The following is a 20,539-nucleotide window of genomic DNA, read 5'->3' as shown; positions in this document are numbered from 1 at the left end:
TCGTTATTTTCGTCGGTTCATCAAGGAAAACAAATATCAAAATGGAACAAAATGGTTGTAAAACAACTGTCTTACAACCATTTTGTCAACAGTCTGAAAGGATGTCCATGGCGGACATCCTTTTATTCATGTAACAATCGAAGCATTTTATATAACATTTTCGCTGCTTCTGCACGTGTCGCTTTATCTTTTGGTTCGAAAACTCTCTGACCTTTTTGTATTTTCCCATCAATGATTTGTAGTTGAGCAGCCAATTGCACATCTTCACGAGCATAAGATGCAATCGCCGAAGCATCAGCAAATGATACATTACTTTCTTTTACTTTTTCTAAAACTTGCTCGTTTTTATATTGAATCGCACGGACGATCATCGTTGCCATTTGTTCACGTGTAATCGGAGCATACGGGTCAAATCTTCCCTCACTTCCCCGAACAATTCCAGCCGCGCTGGCTGCTTCAATTTCAGCAACTGCCCAATTTAATTTTTCATTCACGTCCGTAAACGTCCCTTTATACGTAGTCTTCGGTAAATGCAATACTCTTGCTAACAATACAGCAAACTCTGCACGTGTCACCTTTCCGTTTGGCACGAATTCATTTTCTTTCATTCCTTTAACAATCATCCGTGATGCTAATGATTCCACATACGTTTTCGCCCAATGCTTGTTCACATCAGCAAACGTTTTAAATTGCTCGATGACCGCATATGTGGAAAAATGAGATACAGATACAACCCATTCTTCCCCTTTTAATGCCCCACCAACATACTCCCATTGCTTCATATTTTCATTCCAATAATATGCTGCTGTATAATCAGCATGTTTGATTTGTTTACCTACATTCATACGAATGTCAATTGGTTTCTCAAATGAACGATCATATTTTTTTCCATCTACTTGGATAGAAAAATCATATGCACGATATGCTTCACTTTTTTGCACAGGTGTGGCTGTAACCGTCACATTTGCACGCACATCGAACGACTGTAAAGCAGCTGGCGAAAGGGCTACCGTAGCACCATTTACTTGGATAGCTAACGGCTTATTCGCTTTCACGAGTTCACTAACTGTTGCCGCAGAAATTGTTGCTTGTTTTTCCACTTGAACCGTCACAGTTGACACCGACGATTGTAGTTGCTGACGTACCGCCTCGTCTACTTCCTCTCCTTTTGACGGAGTAGGTTGTGGGGTTGGTTTAGGCGCTGGAGTTGGACTTGGACTTGGTGATGGCGTCGGACCCGGTGTTGGTGCCGCTGAAACAGAAAAACTTTTTTCTACTACTTTCCCTAACGCCTCGACTTTTACCGTATAGGAGCCTGTTTCAATGACCCGAAATGTATTTGTATATTGACCATTACTATTTGAAAAAACATTTTCTTGCTTTAATGTTGTGCCGCTTTTCGTCCATGTCACTTGTACATTCGTACTTAGTGCTTTCCCATCCTCTTTTACTAATCCTAAAACAGTGACTGTATCGCCCTCTACATAAGAAGAAGCGTCTAATTGTGCAGTCAATTCAATGACTTTTTCTTTTTTCGGTTCTTCGACGACAAATGTTGTTGTTGCTTCTCCGCTACTTGCTTTTAAAGTGACGGTATATGTACCATATGACGCATGATCTCCTAATGTAAAAAATGTCTGTACAGCACCGTTTGTGCTAATTTCACTATCGTTCCACTGGTATGTGTACTCAATCGATTGATTAGGACCCCGCACAGTTAACGTTGGCTTCGTTCCTTTTCCTTGTACGTTCCCAACAATATTTACTTTCTCTCCACGTACATAAGCCGATTTATCTGTCGATACAGTAACCCCTGCCGCCCATGCAGGAAAAGAAGAGAAGATAAGCAGTAGACTTAATAGTGTTGCAATGACTTTTTTCATCCGACATCCTCCCTCAAAATAACATAGAAGAATGGCTTTCTGTCTTATTCGACAGAAGCCATTCCCCACTCATTAAAACTCTCCTGTTTGTTGAAGTAAGCGATACAACATAACAGCTGATTCTGCGCGCGTTGCATTCGCTTTCGGTTTAAATACAAGTTTGCCGTTAACAACCGTACCGCGAATTAATTGTAAAGATGCGGCCAATTGGACATGTTCACGCGCATACGGTGCAATTGCTGACTCATCAGCAAACGTGAGCGGCTCATTACCTTTTGTATGTTGATTTTTGTACGCAAGCGCACGAACAAGCATCGTTGCCATTTGTTCCCGCGTAATGACATCATTCGGTTTAAAGAGCCCTTTATCTCCTTGCACAATGCCTGCACGATATGCAGCCTCAATATGTGGTGCAGCCCATACCATCTGTGACGAAACATCGGTAAATACACCTTTGTATACGTCCGTCGGCAACTGCAATGCGCGTGCGAGCAATACCGCAAATTGAGCGCGTGTAATCGGTTTATTCGGCTCAAAGTGATCTTTTGTTACGCCTTGAATAATTGAGCGAGAAGCAAGCACTTCAATTTCGTCTTTCGCCCAAGCCAAGCGACTTGTCACATCATTAAACGTTTTATTTTGTTCTAACAAAGCAAACGTGCCAAACGTGCGGAGTGAAACGGCCATTTGTTTTTTCGATTTGTCGTACACACCCCCAACATATTCATACGACTGACCGTTGAGGCGATATACAGCCGCTTTCCGAGCATCAACAGGCGTCGATGTGACGTTAAATGCGACTTTAATAGGCTCTTCACCTAGTATATGTTGGCCATCTAATGTTTTAGCTGACAGTTCATATACAGGTGCAATGACTTTGCCCTCAGTCTCCTGCTTCACATCTTTGACACTTACGGATAGTTTTACATCCGCTTTCGTAAATGATTTCAATACATCTTTAGCTAAAACGATAGTAGCTCCATTCATCTCGATCGACATAGATTTCCCGCTTGCCACCAACGCTTCAGCCAACTGTTTTGCCACTTGTACGCTAAGTGTATGAATACCTTGCTCTCCTTGTTTATGCTCCACAGCAATGTTTACTGTGTCGACATTTTTCGCCATTTCTAACACACGCTCTGTAAATAGTTCGACCGTCTTCTCGCCATTTTGGATCACTTCTTTCCCAACATCGGTCGATGGAGCAGGTGTTGGCGTTGGACTTGGCGCCCCTCCTAAGCCTCCTCCTGGAGTTGGTGTCGGGTTCGCTGGCTGTTGCTTTGTCGTAAAGGTGTACGTGTAATCCGTCATCAACTTGCCAGCATAATCTTTTACTTGTGAGTCGATTACTACTTCATATGTCGTATTATGTTTGAGTGGTGCATTTGGTTTGAAAGTAAATGATTGAACGAGTTTTTTCGTTCCATCTTCAATAAACCAACCGCTTTCACCCTTGCCATCTAGTAAACTATCATCCTTTTTACTTTCATCCGATTTATAACCGTTAAAGATGCGATCATATGTGAACGTACCGGATACTTTTGTTTTTTGTCCATTTTTTACTTCATATACGCTTACATATTGTTCAATAGACGCTTTGTCCATGAGACGATCGAATGTAACTTGTATGCTTGTATTCGTATCTACGTTTTCCGCATTTGTTGCAGGCGTTGCTGTCTCTACGCGCGGATTACTTTGACGAACAAGTGGTACGTTCAATTGTGTTTCCGCTGGCGGAACGTCTACAATACGTGATATATACGTCTCATATCCTTCTTTTGAGAAGACAACACGCCACTTGCCACTAATAACGTCCCAACCGTATCGTCCATTTTCATCTGTCACTTGCGGGTTCACTTGACCGTAAAATTCGGCATTCCATTTCACCCACTCATCCCCTTGAAGCTGTTGAACTTCCGCTGTTACACCTTCTAACCGATTGTCCATGCTACCTTCGAATACGTAACCTGATGGGTCAATCAACACAATAATTTGCATGAGTGGCAGGTGAATTTCTTGCCCTTTCACTTTGAAAATGAGCTGTAACATTTGTTCACCGTACGAGCTCCAAGCACCGAGCTTTGAACCATCAAACGTGAATGTTTTTCCATCACTTTCTTTTTCCATTTTGTACTGCTCACCTAAAAACTCAATCCACGCCTCATCGACTTCGTCACTAAACACAATTTTCGTGTCGAGTGGTGTTTTCTCAACAACGGCAAATGAAGCGACACCGGTATAAGGATTGAGCGATACAGTTCCGTTCCATCCCGCAAATACTTCGGCCTTTTCCACTTTTGGAACAGATGCATCGTATTCAACAGTTGAAACATCAGACATGTGCTGCTGTCCGTTCTCTTTTACAACAGCGTACAGCTGGAAGGACTCTTTTTCTTTTGTTACAGGTAACGTTACTGTCGCAAACCACCAACGACCTTCTACTTTCGTTTCTGTTAACTTTTTCCCATCTGCATATACTTCAACAACAGCATTCGGTTTTGCTTTTCCATATACTTTTATTTGCTTCTCAGATGTTTGTGCTGGTGCTTGCATAGTGACGAACAATACGTTTGTCGTTGCTGATAATTCGTCTCCATTTCCAACCTTCGCAACAACACGTACAAAATCATCCGCACTATCTTTCACTTTTACTTGGAAAGTAATAGATCCTGATTCACCAGCTTTTACTTTAGGAATGGTCACTTTACCGTCTGTTAACGTCGCTTGCTGTCCGTTTACAACGAGTGAGTTGCTGACAAGCTCCACATGATTTGGCAAAGTAAATGTGACAGGAACGTTCTCTTCATCTGCAGTACCGTTATTTCGATACGTTAACTTATAGTCAATTGTTTTTCCTGGTACGACCGTGTCAAAAGACGCAACGAAGCGGTTTCCTTCACCTACAAAACTTCCTGTTCCTTTCGTAAATGTAAGCGTGACCGTTTGTGATTCGCTTTGAATATTAACTTCTTGTTCAAGTGTCTTTCCGTTGTACCATGCTTCAAGTTTGTACATACCTGGTTGTAAGCCGCGAACTTTGAAATAGCCATCTTTATCGGTACGCGCCCAACCTGCATATTGTCCATCTTTATCGTATACATGTACGGACACATGTTTGAGTGGCGTACTTCCTTCGTACACACGTCCATCAATGTACTTTGCTTTCTCTAACGTAATTGTACCAAGATCAAGCGTGTCACCTTCACTTGCCCCAGCAACAGTCTCTCTCTTTTCGACATAATCAGTTGCTGAGACGACATATGTGATTTCTTCGTTTGCGCTGAGTCCTTTAATTGTAAATGTACCATCCTCCACAAACGATACGTAACCATAGCTGCTGTCGGTATATGCATACATCCACACATTTGTCATTTTGTCGTAATCTGCAATCTTTCCTGTCACTGTCAATCCTTTATCGAGTGTGATCACTACATCATGCTGATCTTTTGTAATGTCTACTTTTTGTTCTTTCGTGATATATCCAGGTACACTTGTATATAACGAATAACCATCTGCAACAACGACATTCGGAATCGTTACACTACCATCTTCGTTATATTCAACCGGGTATGTTGAATGGTAAAAACCGAGATCGTAATTCGATGTGCGATATACGTCATATTGGTATAAATAAAAATATGCATCCGGTTCTGTAATGACATTTCCATCTTTATCTTTAAACGTCAGCTTGACATCAACAACTTCGATGTCTTTTTTGTTTAATGTGAACTCAATTGGCTCTTTTACATAATTGTGCGCTGGATTAATCGTGACCTTTGTTTCCAACGTTTCATATAAACCGTTTCCGTACACAATTAACTGATACTCTCCAGCTGGTACACGTTTTAATGCACGACCATCCCAAGAAACGAGCTGCCCTTTTTGATTAATGTATCCACTAAACCATGCACGATCGTTGTACATTTCTACGTATAAACGGTCAGTTACTGCCTGTCCATGTTGATCAACAAAATGAATGCGCACTTCTTGTGGTAAATGAACGGTTATTTGCTCTTTTTGTCCGTACTGCAATTGGATCGTCGAAACAGCGTAATTCCATTCTTTTCCGTCGTAAATATCGATACTGTAAAACCCTTCTGGCAATCCTTCGAGCGTAAACGTACCGTCGGATTGAATAGCCGCTGTGTATGCACCAATTTGCACTTTTCCTTTTGTTAATGGCTCACCGTTTGTACGTACGTTCCCTTCAACAGTTGCCCCAACGTACTTTCCAATGTACTCTGTTAATTCGTTTGTCTTTTGTCCTTTTTCGTCTGTAATAAATGCAACGACTTTATCAACGAAGTGCATGCCTTGCTCAACGAGGAACGATCCAACGTATGCTTTACGCTCCATATCGTACGTTAAATCAATTTCTTTCTGTTCCCCGTCATAATATATAACCGCTGTTGCTTTGTAACCTTCTTTGTATGAACCGTATAACTCAATATTCATGTTCCTGCCAATTTTTAAATAGCCTTGATCTGTTTGAACTTGCAATGTCGTCGCAATAAATTCTTCCGTTTTCCATTCAGCAATCTTATCACTACTATTTCCGATTTGATCGACCGCAACGACTTTAAAACGATATGTCGTATTTGGCAACAGAGGTGAATAACGATACTCTTGACGATTCAAGCCTGACTCGAGTTGTTGCCACTCTCCACCGTTTATTTGAAGCAAGACATTATAATAAGCGACGTCTTTATCTTCATTCCAACTTACAACGAGTTCGTTATTTTCTTCTTTGATCGTCACTTCAGGCTTTGCTGGCGGTGTCGTATCGACTGTAATCGTTACAGGTTTAGATGATTGTTCACCATCTGACACAACTAATGAATATGTGCCATCTGCTAGTTCCAACTCAGCTGAGAAACGTCCTGTGGCATCTGATTTTGTTTTTACAGATGTAATTACTTCTTCTCCTTGTTTTGCTTGTACCGTTAAATCGATATTCGCCTTGGCATATCCATGAATGTAAATTTTATTATCGTCCCCACGAACAAACGAGCCATCTTGTGGCGAAACAATGATTGGTGCTGCATTTTCAGAAACAGTAAACGACGTATATGCTCTTTCACCTGTTCCTGTCACTAAATCAACTTGATATACACCGGTAACTGCTTGATTTAGTGTAAACGACGTAGCGATCGAACCATCCGTTTGAATATCTGCATCGTTCCATTGATACGTATATACAACGTCATTTGTTGGAGATGTGATTTTTAACGTCGGTTTCATCCCGTAACCAGCTTGACCTTTTTTACGTACGTAACCGTTCAACTTCACTTCACTATTTGGCGAGTAAATAGCTTGGTCTGTTTCAATATGAACTTCTTTTTCCGGAACAGGTTGTGTCGTTCCATCTGATACCGTAAACTGCTTTTTCCAATACACATGATTTCCGTCTGGAAGAGTTAAATCATAGTATACGATATATGTGCCGTTTGGTAAGTTGTCAGTTTGTAGTCTAGCAAAAGATAACGACATATACCCTACTTCATAAGCAATGTCCTTCCCTTGTTCATTGACAATACGAATAGAAGGTTTAATACTCTCACCATATTGTCCATTAATCAGCTTATTAACCCAATCTAATCTAAAGTCCCCTTGATGAAAAGCAGTATTTATATAAATATCATATCCTTTAAAGTTTTTGTTGTAATAAACATCTGATCTCTCGATAACTACATTTTCACTTAAAGATAACATTTGGGATGTTGTAAAATCTTGTTGAACAGCGGTCATACTATATACAAAACCCTGCTCATCAACAAAATCAAATCCCAATTCATAAATTCCTGGTGTCACACGCAAATTAGAAACATGATCGTTCCACAATCCAATAGAAGAAGCGTTACGTTGATTTTCTTTCCAAATAGTAAAAGATCGTATTTTTTTATTCCCTTTTACTTGAATTGTTGATAAATTATCAAAGGCATTTTCAAACGATAATATATGATTTTCCTTGTTGATGTTAAATTGTTTGTAAACTACATAACCGTTGTTCTCGTCATCAAATCCCCGATAACTCACAGTCATCTTTTGCGGGCGAACGAATACTTTCTCTTCGATATTATATACACGAGTTGTAAAATCACCATGCTTCATCGATAAGTAATACTCAGCCGAAGCTTCTTTAGTAACCGGAGTACCTTCTCCTGTCACTTGAACGGGTACAAGATCCGTTGGCAAAGATAATTTTTCTCCTTCAAGTAATGCTTCAAGTTGTTCGTATGTCAGTTTTCTTGTATCCGCATATACGGCATATTCATTTTGTTCATTTTTCATATCGATAGAGAAGCTTAGTTCATACGTTAGATCTGGTTTTAGTTTGTCAACAGGAATAACTAAATTCGCTTGGTCACGCTCACCATCTAGCCATTCCCAAAAAGAATAAGTATCTCCCTCTTTATAACCGACTAACCAACCATCTGCTTCCCCTACTGCTTTATATCCTTCAGGCAGTTCAATTTGAATCGTTTTCTTCCCCTCCTGTGCATATACCGCAATAGAAGGAGCTAAAGATGAGAAAATAAGTAAGATTGCTAATAGCGTATATAACGCTTTCCTCACTGCGACATTCCTCCTTACTTTAATGAGGAGGGGAGAGACCCCTCCTTTATTCTACTTGGAATTGAACTTTGTCTTTATTTGCTTCAGCCATTGCTTTTTGATCCCATCCTGACCAAACGAATGCTTCTACTGCATACGTTCCTTTTGCAAGGGATGAAAGTGGCAATTGCATACCAAGACCGTTTGTTCGCTGTGGATCAAGTTGATCGATCGTTAGGAAAGCCCGTCCAACGACGCGGCGATTTGCATCAAGCACTTGTAAAATAACAAGCGGTTTGACTGGCGCGTATTCTAAGTTTTGAACACGTGCCATCACGTAAGCAGAACCCGTTTGATTGAACGATGTTTGCTCCTCACCGTTTTCATTTAATACTTTTACCGCTTCAATTAGCGTTTCATAGTTGTATACAACGAATGTATTGACTTTCGAATCAACGAGCTTCCCTTCTGCATCGTATGCCTCAAACGTCACAGTATATGTGCCGTTCATCGCATCTTGTCCCACTTGATAAGCGTAAGAGTACTCCTGTCCTATTTGTTCTGGAAGTTGTTGCTCCTCACCGATTGGATTTTTCACTTTTACTTTCCACGTCACTTCTTCGTTTGCGTATGCACTGAACCATGCTGGACGGTTTGTGCTAACAAATTGGTTTGGTTGTACGTATGTGTCTGTAATCTCTATTTTTGGTGGCTGTTCTCCTTCTGCTAGACGATAAATCGATACAACTTTTTGTGTCACATGGCCACCAAGATCTTTTAATGTAAGCACAAATGTGTTGAGCCCTTCCTCTAGCTGCAACTCTTGCGTATACGTATGTTCATAATCTTTCATAACAAACGGGCTTTCAAAATCTACCCCATAAGCAAAATCGTCGTCGACATAAAATTGCATATGGCGGTAATTATCTTTTAATTTCACTTGCAAGTTAAACTTGTCCACATCATGTGTGACATACTTCGGCACACGTTCTACAAATTCGATTTCCCCTGGCGTTGAGTCAACAAACACCGTACGGTTAATCGTAATCGATTGACCTTTTTCATCGGTTGCTGTTACTTGGATGTCTTTCACACCGTCACTTTCAAATGACACAACCGTAGAGAAATATTTGCCGATCATTTGGTCATTAATTACCGTCACTTTCTTTCCATTCACAGTCACTTCAACATTTGACACATCACTAATTGCACCAAAAACATGTACATCTCTTGAACCATACGCGCTAAGTGGTTCCGGCGAGAATAGTGAAATGATTGGCGCTTCTTCATCCGCTACGACCGTTGAAGCAAAATTGACGTTTCCAGCATAGTCAATCGCAGCTACCGTTACTTCCGCGTTTGTGTAAACTTGTGGAAGTTCTACACTCGTTTCCTCTTTTGATAACAATGTTTCGCCTGTAATCGATTCTCCGTTTACGAATACATCGTAACCAGCAATACCAGCACCATTTTCAATAGCTTCCCATGAAACCGTATTTGTTTCTTCATCATAGTTAACTGATAAAGTCGGTGCTACCGTATCAACGAGAACTGGAATTTTCTTCGACTGCCAACGTGCATTCGGATAGTCGATGACTGCTTTTAGTTCATACGCATATTCTCCATCCGGAACAACTTGGAATTTTGCTGTTCCATCCCATAGACGACCGTCCATGTAAGAGAATGGCGGCTCACTTCCGGCATCAAAGAAATTTTTCCGTACGTTGTTTTCAGATTTAATACGGCGAAGTTGTTTCTCATCTTTTAAAATGTTGTATTGCACTTCTTTTGCATTGCGTAAAAATGTTGGCAGTGGCTGAATTTGATCCATAAAGCCGTCGCCATTTGGAGAAAATGCATACTTTCCTTCCTCATTCGGCATTAAAAACGATGTCGTTTCATCCATCATCGTTGACCAGCCGTAAAACGATGCTTCTCCAAGATCGGCAATGCCATCAAAAATATTCGGTTCATCCCAATGGCCGTAAAAACCAACATATGGGATCGTTAAATCTGGTTTTGTTTCATTTTTCAATTGCACAAATCCTTCAACAAAAATATTTTCATGAAGTTCTTTCGCCCCAGCAGTTGTTGGGATTTTCGCGTTTGATAAATCGATTTTTATAGAAAACTGTTTTTTCCCATTCGCTGGAACTACAATTTGGTCAGATTCTGTCGAAATGACTGCACCCTCTATATGACGTGCCGCTAAAGCGTTATAATCTCCATCTACAAGATCGGTTAACGCATTCGCTTTCACGTCATATGTGACATCTTCGTTTGACATGTTATATGCTGTAAATGTCATTTTAATTGACTTCTCTGTAAAATCACCAAGTTCGACTTTCGCCTCACCAGTCGTTGTATTGACGACGTATACTGGCGTTGTAACCGCTGCATACGTTTGCATCATTCCAGCACCTTGGCGACGTGGCGAGAATGGATAACCTTCTTGATCCGTAATTACATTCGCTGTATTCATTAGTAAAATTTTTGCTAATTTTGCGCGCTCTTTCGTTCCCATATTCGGGAATTGTTCTTTTAAATGTTGCATAACAAGCGCTGCACCGCCTGCTACATGTGGCGCTGCCATCGATGTTCCGCTCATATATCCATATTTATTGTCTTGCAATGTCGAATAAATATTTCCACCTGGAGCAGAAATTTCTGGCTTCAACTGTAAACTTGGTGTCGTTCCCCATGACGTAAAGTCTGTCATTCGTCCCATTTCTGGATCTTCGGTTTGATCTTTGACTGCAAAGTTGACTTGAAGCGAACCACCAGCCTTAGCAATCAGCTCCTCTAATGCTTGTCCATCTTCTGTTTGGATTTTCATAAATGGAATGAGATCCCATCCACCTTGATCTTTGTAAAAGTTCGGGTTTCCGTTATTGTAAACAATAATACCAATCGCTCCGGCTTCTTTAGCATTCATTGTTTTTTCATAAAATGAAATCTGTCCACGTTGAACAAGAACAACTTTTCCCTTTACGTCTATGCCATCATAATCTTCAACAAAGCCATACGCACCACCAAGGGAAACTAACTCAACTGGATCATCGCCAAACGCTTTCACCCAATTATCTGCCCCATAACCTACAAATTGATAGTCACCCACATTGACAAATGTTTCATATAAATATCTTTCATTCCCTGTTGCTGCAACTTGAAGGGCATTTGCTGCTAGACCTGGGGCTCCAACAGTCCCGATATCAGGATTCTCAGCGAGTGGGTTACCAAATCCGTAAGCGAAATGACCTGAGTTTCCTGCTGAGACGGATACGACGATTCCATTTTCTGTTGCGCGCGCAATCGCTTCACTCGCCATATCTTGTTCATTATAAAATGCAGCTGCACTTCCTAAACTCATGTTAATCACGTCTGCACCGAGTTTAATCGCATCGTCAATAGCCGCTACATACACATCGTCATATGTATATGCATACATCGGATCATTACTAAATACTTTCATGGCTAACACTTGTGCTTCTGGTGCAACACCAGAAATTTGACCGTTTGCCGCAGCTGTGCCAGCTACGTGCATGCCATGCATAGAAGCTGCTGGACCAAGATCACGAATTTCGTCTGTTTTATCGAAGTAGTTATATCCGTACGGCACTTTTTCTGTGAAGTATTTTCCTGGGAGGTGATGTTCACTAACAATTTGTTCCACTTCATCTTTTGTTAATGCTTCTTCCGTTGTTTCACTTAATTTCATATCTTGATGCGATGGATCAACGCCTGTATCAATAATCGCAATGACAGTACCTTCACCACGCAACTGTGCGTCTGCCCATGTTGCTTGCGACTGAATAAATTGATGGCTTGTTTTCATATTTGGCATCGGTTGTGGACGTTCATAGGCGTTGACAAGATGAACAGCTTTAACCGATGGCAAACTTTGAATTTTTTCAATATCGCCATATTGCACTTCTGTACTGAACCCGTTTACGACCGTTGTAAACGATTGTTCAACGTCTACATCAACACCCGATTGTTGAATTTGTTGCAATGCTTCTTTTTGTTTTTGTTCCGCTTGTTTTTCAAGCTGCTCTCGCGTTTGTTCTGATAAATCCTTATACAGCTTGCCTTGCTCTGTGGCGTATTGAAGCGGTGTTTTTCCTTCCACTTCAACGACAACACGTACGTTGTCTGTTTCTTTCCACTCTACTTTTTGTGGAAGTTTTTTTAGTTGCTTCTCTAGCTTTTTTTGCACAAGCTCTCTTTGCAACTTACTAGAATATGAGACAACAGACGTCGCACGGCTTGAAGAATCATTTGCCCATGCACTTCCGGCAAACATACTCGCCATTAACACCGTTGTCGTCATGACACTAAAAGGTTTTTTCCACTTCACTTTTTCCTCTCCCTTCTATAATGGAAAAATAAAGTTATGAAACTATAAAATACATAAAATATTATAATATTCTTATTTTTCTATTTCCTTATGTAATTTTCGACATTTTCCGACATTAAGAAAGACCTCCATATCGGAGGCCTCCCTTTCGTTACATCAATTTTACTTTTCCTAAAAACTCCGCCAATACTTTCGCCATTTCGGCGCGCGTCATATGGCCCGTAGGATCAAAACTTCCATTATCCCTTCCTTGCATAATTCCTGCTTGGTATACTGCTTCAATCGCCTGTTTTGCCCATGTTGGCAATTGTTTTGCATCGCGGAAATCTGTTACCTTTTTCGTTTTGTCGTTTGTTGCCTCATCATAGCCAACAAACGAAAGTTTCAATGCTCGCCCGATCATAACAGCTGCTTGCGCGCGAGTGATTGGCTCATTTGGCGCAAACGTATTGGCTGTTTTTCCTTGAATGATACCTAGTTTGACTGCAGCCGCTAATTCACCGTTTTTGTTAAACCATTCTGTGCCTTTTACATCAGCAAATCGACCGTCATATGTTTCATGTGGCAATGCTAATGCACGTACAAGCAACACAGCAAACTGGGCACGTGTCATCTGCTCATTTGGTCGGTATGCTGTTTCCGTCATACCTTTCACAAGCTGTTTAGCTGCCAATGTTTCGATATATCCTTTCGCCCAATGTTGCTCGATGTCGCTAAATGTATGTGTTCCTTCAACGACGACGTATGTCGAGTTCGTCAATGACTTGATGACCGCTTTGTTGCCAACAAATGTGGTCGGTACAGGTGTAATGGAACCGTCATCGTTTACGCGCACCACAATAGAACGACTTGCATTCACCGCCTGCTTCAATACGATTTCACGTTCAACATATTGAGTAAAACGATCAATCACTTGTTCTTTTCCGTTTGCCTTCGCCACAACATGAAACTCTACTGCATCAGATAATGCTTTCGCACGTAGTTGTGGAGCATCTTTTACTTTCATTTCGATCGAGATGTTTACTTGTTCGACTGTTGCACCGAGTGTTTTTGCAATCGCTGCCAGAGACGCTTGTACTTCTTTTGCTGGCAATTTGTATGTCGCCTGCTCAGTTGCACTCACAATCGTTGCTTCTCCTTGCTTATTTGCCGCCTGTGTAAACAATGTAGCTGGTACATCTACTTTTGTAGTCACACCTTTTGCAAGCGAACCAAGAGAGATGACAACTTGTTTATTTTCATTTGAAAGTGCGCTAACAATAGAAGCCACTTCATTTGACGAAACGGTCGCAATTTTTTCTACGACTTTTCCATCTTTTTCTTTCGTCTCTACTTGTGGTTGTAAAACAACTGCACCGTTTTCGACTTTCCCTGGTGTTGTGTCGCTACCTGGTGTTGTGCCACCGCCTGGTGTTGTGTCGCTACCCGTATCTTCTTGTAATACCCCCTCACGCAATTGTTTTGTGTCGAGGTTTAATACGTAATCTTTCGTATTTTTCGCAATCGCACCACCGTCATTTTTGAAAATGTCGGATTTGCTTCTTTCAGACGGTTCAATGTGAATCGCTATTTCTTTTTGGTTTGCTGCTGGTGTGAACGTGTACGTAAATGACATGTCGTCTTGAATTGTTACACGCTCTTTATTAATTGTTAATACACCATCTTTAATCGCATTTCCTTTAATCGTCACACGATCACCGTCTTTGATGACATCTTCAACAACGACAGGCATGTCAATCCAACGTAAAATATAGTCTTGGATGACCATTTTATTATTACCTTGATTGTGCACAGTCACTTTTAACTCTGTGCCAATCGCACCGTAACCGTAGTAGCTGTCGTCATCATCTGTTTGATCGTCACGCGTATGATCAGCTAGCCCTTCTTGATCCCATGAACCACCCTTTACATACTTATAAGTAATTGTTTCGCCTTCTTGAAGCTCCGTTGTAAATTCCCAATCAGGTGTGACCGCTCCACCGCGCGTCATTTCCCATGCACCTGTATTCCAACCGTTGATACTATTTGGAATCGTAATGCGCGTATCTAACGGTGTATAGCTTGGTGCTTTCACTTTAAACGTCACTTGAACCATCACGATGTCTGGCGTAATTTGCACGTCATTTGATGCGACAACGTTCCCAGCACGGTCATACAACTTTACGACATACGTATATGTTTTTCCGTTTTCAACATCGTAATCAGTAAATGATGTACCGATATTCGTTGTTGTATAAATGATTTGACGATCGCGCTCAATGACAAGCATATAGGCGTCATTGTCATCTCGATCTACGAACGACCACGTTAAATTCACTTGACCGGATTCAACGTCTGGTTGAACAAGTTGAATCCCTTTGGCAGGTGCTTGCACATCCTCTGTATTTGCGGTGAGCGTAAATGTTTTTTCGCTTGTGTACACCCAATCATCGCCAAGATTTGTCGTAAATCCATAACGATACGTGTACGTTCCTGCTTGTAGCGGAGTGAACGATGCACGGAATACATTCGCATCGCCATCTTGTCGGTCGTACGTTGCTTGTATGTCTTCCCATTTGTCGCTATTCGGTTTTTTCACTTGCAACACCGCTTGTAAACCGTCAGCTAACCCATGTTTCGTTACATTATCGATTTGCACTTTCGCTTCAACCGTAATTAAAGCAGCTAAATCGAGCACTCCACCGTTCACTTCAGAAAGTAAAGCAACGTGCTCTTCTGCTAATGGATAATGTGGGACAAGGCGGCTTGTTTCTACTTTCATGGACTCATTTCCGTTTTCATCAACAGCTGTAATCGCAAAGTAATATGCGGTACCGTTTTTCAAATTGTCTATCACAGCTGTCTTTTCATTCGTTTCTTTCACAAGCTCATAACCTGCACCTTTTAATGTAGATTGATAAATACGGTACGTTGGTGCATCGCCTCCCCACGTTAACGTCACTTGACCAACGCCTGCTGTCGCTTGAACATTTGTTACTTCATTCGGAAGAGCGACAGTTACTTTTCCAAATAACATTCGACCGTCCATTGCTGGAACACGTAATGTGACTTTTCCATTTGTTACGGTTACATCATATGAATCATGTAGTTCATCTACTAATTTGATGCCATTTGGAATAAGTGAAGCGACATCCAACTCAACCGTTTGTTCACTATTGCCGCGGTTTACCGCAATAAGCGCGACGTCTTTTTCATATTGACGAGCGAAAACGTATACGTCTCCTTTCGCATACACCGTCTCAATTGTACCTTTTGCTAATACGTTTTGATGCGCGGTACGAATAGCACCTACTTTTTGATAGTGTGCAATGAGTTGCTCGTCCTCACTTCCCCACGGATACGTACGACGATCGTCCGGATCCTTCGAACCTGTCACTCCTGCTTCATCACCATAGTAGATTGTCGGCGCACCTGGATAACCCATTTGTAAAATAGCAGCGAGTTTTAACCGCTTTTTACCGAGTTCTTCATTATAATTCGGATCAAGTTCGGCACGTTCGTATGAATCCGTTCCGTTTCCAAGTAAGAAAACAGCGCGTGCCGTATCGTGTGAACCAATTAAGTTCATGAGCGCATAAAACGCTTCCTCCGGATAATCTTCACGAATCGCTGTTAGTCGGGCATCAATATCTTCCGCTTTCCCATTTCGTAAAAAGTCTAACACAGCGCCACGGAAACGATAGTTCATCACTGAATCGTATTGATCGCCTAGGAAGTATTTTGACGCATCATCCCAAATTTCACCGAGAATTAACGGTTGCTCCCCGTTTTTCAACGTTGGGCCACGGTCGTAGTCACCTTGCAACAACTCTTTACGAAATTCGCGCCAAAACTGTGTATCGACTTCATTAGCAACGTCTAAGCGCCAGCCCGAAGCTCCGCGCGCGATCCAGCTTTTAGCAACAGAATCGTCTTCGTAAAAAATGTAATTTGCAAGCTGTTCGTTATTTAACTCGCTCGCATATTTTACTTTATTGCCAAGAATTGATTTGAATTCTGGTAAACTATCAAATCCCCACCACGATTGATATTTGTACACACCGTTTACTTTTTCGTTTTCGATGTTGAACCATAAGTGAAAACCATATGGGCTAAACTCTTGCCCTTCATCTTTAAACTTTTGTTCAACTTGAGCACGAGCTTGTTCTTCTGATAATCCTTTTTCATTCATCAAATCATACACAGCCGACCAATATTCGTATGCTCCAACGGTTGGATATTTTCCATAGCGGTCAAAATAAATGGAATCGTCTGATACGTGATTAAATACACCGTCTAAAATTAAGTGCATACCACGAGATGCAACCGCTTGCACAAATGATTGAAATTCTTCAGGCGTTCCAAACATTGGATCAAGCTCTTTGTAGTCATTCGCATCATATTTATGGTTTGACGGCGCTTTAGCAATCGGGTTTAAATATATCGTATTAACCCCAAGAGATTGTAAATAATCTAGCTTTTGTTCAATTCCTGCAATATCTCCACCGAAAAAGTCGTTCGACCAAATGCCATCGCCATCATATCCAGCTGTCCCTTTCATGCGTGGATTATCTGGAAGTTGCGACCATTCGCGATGTTCAATTGGTTCATTTCCTCGTGCATTCGATTTAGCATCGTCATTGTCTGGATTGCCGTTAAAGAAACGATCAGGGAAAATTTGATAAACAACCGCCTGTTTCATCCAATCTGGCGTTTTATAGTTTGGATCATATACCGTCAACTGGAACAATTCTGCATTTTTATCGACTGCTCGTCCCCATTGACCTTCTTGTGTATCTTCACCATATTCCGCTTTGGCAGAGCCGTCCATCGCGATAAATTTATAGCCATATAACCCTTTGTCATCTGGTTTAAACGTCGCTTCCCAATATTCATCGTCACCGATGACACCGACTTTGTTCATGGAATATAACTTCGCTGTTCCAGTTGTTGTATTTTTTACATATAAGCTCGCTTTTGTTACATCTCCTTCTTTCGCAGCTAATCGAAGCGTAACTTGTTCTCCCACTTTCACCGCACCAAACGGTTGGCGATATAAAGAGTCCCACGTATTATGCTTTAAACGATCTTTGTCAACGTTGCCATCCGAACCTGTTGGACTGTAGTCTGTATATAACTCCTTTGTTTTTGCGTTAAAGAAGAACGTAATTGTCGTTTCTTCTAACACGTTTAATTTAGCATTATCTTGTGGGTAACTCTCACTCCAATTATTCCCTAACACTACTTTATATTCATATGTTCCTTTTGGCACACGTGCGCTAAATGTATAAACGGAGTCAAAGTCATCGTCTGTAAAAAATGCGGTTGACGTCTCTGGCGTCCAACCATCGTTTTCTTCTTCATAGCCGATCGCAGGCAAAATCGTTCCGACTAATCGTGGCTGTTTTTCTTTTGGAATCGGCGTATACCACGTTGAATCAGCGATCGCATGAGTACTATCGTGGTAATAAAACGTTACTTCCGTTTCTTGTTGTAACGTAAGTGAAATGTTGTTACCACCACGTCCCCCAGCGCCGTAGTTTTCATCCCAACTACCGTTTATGGCAATTTTGTATTCATACGTTCCTGCTGGAAGCGTTCCTGTGAATGTGTACAATCCATTGCCTTCATGCGTCATGATCGTAGCAGTCGCTTTCGGATCCCATTCACTTGTATGTCCAAATTCATCTTGTAAGTTCCCAACAAGCGTGACGGTTCGTTGTTGTTCGACAGGTTGACCGACAACGACGACGCTATTTTTTCCGCCATATCCATCATCTGCTTTGTTGTTATTTAATGGATCTGTCATCCAATTTTCGTCTACAACAAATTTGTACATGTACGTTCCATCTGGAAGCGTTTTTGTTACTGACCAAATATGATCGCTTTCTTTCGTCAATTCAATCTTTTTCTCACCATCTGTTTGCCAGTCATTAAACGATCCGACCAGCAAAACAGACTGCTCTTCTCCCGTTCCAACGTAGCGAAACGTCACATCGTTTCCGTTGACAACAGGGCTTTGCACTGGTTCATTTGCGCGAACGATTGCGCTAAATGAAAACAACTGTGCAAAAAGCAAAAAGATTGAGAAATAAGCGACATACTTTCTCCATCTTCCCTTCACCATTTGCTCCTCCTTTATTTAAATTTTCTTTCGAGTGAAACCGTTTGCACAAAGGGGTATAGTAAAGGGGTAACAAACGGCCCCACTTACTAAGTATCGTACATAAAAAAAGAAGAAATTTCAATAAAAATTTTTGAATTTTTTGTGTATTTATAATACTCTCATTCGCCATGATCGTAAACCTGCTTCACATTCCACTACTCCATATCAACATCCCATTTGGACGTGATATACCCTACATCATATTCTTTTGTTTTTCTAATACGATATCAATTAAATCATCCATTTCTTCCTTCTTCTCTGCTCGATATAAATCGTCTAGCAAATGATGCAACAAATACAAATCCGTAATACGATCTACTTTATTTTGCATCGGTTTACTTTCCAATCCTAATCTTGCGCTTAAATATTTTTTTTATTGCCTGCTGGCTTTCATTGATTCTCGCTCTTTCTTCCGCCATTCGAATCACTCGCACCATACTTAACACCGTTACAGAAAACTTACAAGACTGTTTCCTTCCTTGTTCATCGCGCCCGATTTCGCGAAAAGCTACTCTCGTTACGCGCCTCGACAGGGTCGAGATGAATATAGCGACTGACTTCTAACATCCCTACGTCATCGTCAATGAGTTTACTGAAGTAACGCTTTTCAAACACATGACCGGTTAATCCGTAACGTGTATTGTAATAATTGGCGTATCGTTTGTTAATCAGTGCCATGACTTTGGAAATGGATTGTTGTGGTGAGCGAAGTTGAAGATGAAAATGATTCGTCATGAGGCAATACGAAGCGAGTTCAAACGGAATGTTTTCATGAAGCTGCTCGAGGATATACAAAAACGCGCGAAAATCATTTGCTTCTTTAAACAACGGATCACGCCGATTTCCACGGCACACAATATGATAAAACAAATGCGGCACCCATATCCGCCTTGCCCGACCCACACTTTTCACCTCACATGAATTTTCTTGCATATCCCTTCGACAAAAACAGCGAAAATCCTGCATCAAAAGAAAAATTTCTCTCGACAGGTGACTGGCACGCTGCCCCATCTCACTTGTCAAACTAGCTATATCATTTGTATAATATAAGCAGATACTTCATAAAATAAAAAAGCTGAGTGCGGTGAACACTCAGCAGGCAACTACATGCCGCAAGAAGAGCGGCTGACCTTTAGATGTGTAACAGATAAAAAAGAAATAACCGTTTCACACCTTTGGTCGAGGGGGGACGGTTATTTCTTTTTGTTTATATAGACGACGATGGTAACAGTCAATGTTAGCATTCCGATGAACACTAAGCTGAATTGCGCAATAAGACTCAATGCTTCATACGTCGTCATATTCCCACCTCCCTTCATCGGGGAAGTGGTCAACCGCCCACCCTGCTTATGTAGTTGCTATGGAGATTGTAACATTTCTCTATCCCTCTCGCAATTTCAACGACAGTTGCAACAAAAAACAGAGGATCATCCAATGACCCTCTGTCTCTATCAATCTTCGACAATCTTCGGGGCGTGACAGTGGAGTGAGCCTTTAAAAGTAGACATGTATAAATCGGGAAAAAGATGTCCATACAGAAGACAGGAAGGAGCCGATGAACATGTCGAAAAAACAAAGAACTTATAAAAGCTAGTCTTC

The 20,539-nt window shown here is 41.2% G+C and carries 6 protein-coding genes and 1 pseudogene; all 7 read right to left on the bottom strand.

The annotated features are described in order from the left end of the window. Positions 1-122: 122 nt before the first annotated feature. The 7 genes and pseudogenes from BO219_RS15050 to BO219_RS14875 all read right to left on the bottom strand — a co-directional run bounded on the left by BO219_RS15050 (position 123) and on the right by BO219_RS14875 (position 20,241). Positions 123-1,883, bottom strand: a complete 1,761-nt coding sequence (locus tag BO219_RS15050; protein WP_077429627.1) for an S-layer homology domain-containing protein — start codon at positions 1,881-1,883, stop codon at positions 123-125. Positions 1,884-1,955: 72 nt separating this feature from the next. Then, a complete protein-coding gene (locus tag BO219_RS11480) occupies positions 1,956-8,459 on the bottom strand; it encodes an S-layer homology domain-containing protein (RefSeq protein ID WP_077429626.1) in 6,504 nt (2,167 codons plus the stop codon). A gap of 46 nt (positions 8,460-8,505) precedes the next feature. Continuing rightward, complete coding sequence (locus BO219_RS11475; protein WP_077429625.1) at positions 8,506-12,795, bottom strand: S8 family serine peptidase; 4,290 nt, start codon at positions 12,793-12,795, stop codon at positions 8,506-8,508. A gap of 151 nt (positions 12,796-12,946) precedes the next feature. Then, on the bottom strand, positions 12,947-18,898 hold the full coding sequence (locus BO219_RS11470) for a pullulanase X25 domain-containing protein (RefSeq protein ID WP_143271295.1): 5,952 nt from the start codon (positions 18,896-18,898) through the stop codon (positions 12,947-12,949). A gap of 235 nt (positions 18,899-19,133) precedes the next feature. Next, a complete protein-coding gene (locus BO219_RS14580) occupies positions 19,134-19,271 on the bottom strand; it encodes a hypothetical protein (protein ID WP_158074597.1) in 138 nt (45 codons plus the stop codon). A 191-nt stretch (positions 19,272-19,462) separates the two neighbouring features. Beyond that, positions 19,463-19,843: pseudogene (locus tag BO219_RS11465) on the bottom strand (transposase); the annotation flags it as partial. A 290-nt stretch (positions 19,844-20,133) separates the two neighbouring features. Continuing rightward, complete coding sequence (locus BO219_RS14875) at positions 20,134-20,241, bottom strand: putative holin-like toxin (protein WP_019418134.1); 108 nt, start codon at positions 20,239-20,241, stop codon at positions 20,134-20,136. Positions 20,242-20,539: the final 298 nt, after the last annotated feature.

The organism is Anoxybacillus kestanbolensis, from assembly GCF_001996285.1.
Classification (GTDB): domain Bacteria; phylum Bacillota; class Bacilli; order Bacillales; family Anoxybacillaceae; genus Anoxybacillus; species Anoxybacillus kestanbolensis_A.
This window is presented reverse-complemented; position numbering and strand designations above follow the sequence as displayed.

Excerpts from the sequence above, each read along its gene's own strand:
- BO219_RS14580 (WP_158074597.1), bottom strand. The coding sequence starts at position 19,271 with ATGCAAAATAAAGTAGATCGTATTACGGATTTGTATTTGTTGCATCAT.
- BO219_RS15050 (WP_077429627.1), bottom strand. The coding sequence starts at position 1,883 with ATGAAAAAAGTCATTGCAACACTATTAAGTCTACTGCTTATCTTCTCT.
- BO219_RS14875 (WP_019418134.1), bottom strand. The coding sequence starts at position 20,241 with ATGACGACGTATGAAGCATTGAGTCTTATTGCGCAATTCAGCTTAGTG.